Source organism: Janthinobacterium foliorum (genome assembly GCF_978021625.1).
Window position 1 is genome coordinate 1 of the sequence record NZ_CDXDQE010000129.1, and the last position, 234, is coordinate 234.

Consider the following 234-nt stretch of genomic DNA (forward strand, 5'->3'; position numbering starts at 1 on the left):
GAAACTGGTAGGGCTGGTTGGACTCGAACCAACGACCCCCGCGTTATCAACACGGTGCTCTAACCAGCTGAGCTACAGCCCCAAATGCTGTTCTTTATATTAACAGCCGATAAGTGTGAACATTTGAGGCGGAAGCATTGCTGCTTCGTGCAAACTCTAGAAAGGAGGTGATCCAGCCGCACCTTCCGATACGGCTACCTTGTTACGACTTCACCCCAGTCACGAATCCTACCG

Annotated in this window: 1 tRNA gene and 1 rRNA gene; both read right to left on the reverse strand. The window is 51.7% G+C overall.

The window, feature by feature from the left end:
- Positions 1–5: 5 nt before the first annotated feature.
- A tRNA-Ile gene (locus ACZ92H_RS29835) sits at positions 6–82 on the reverse strand.
- A gap of 78 nt (positions 83–160) precedes the next feature.
- Positions 161–234: ribosomal RNA gene (locus ACZ92H_RS29840) — 16S ribosomal RNA — on the reverse strand; the annotation flags it as partial.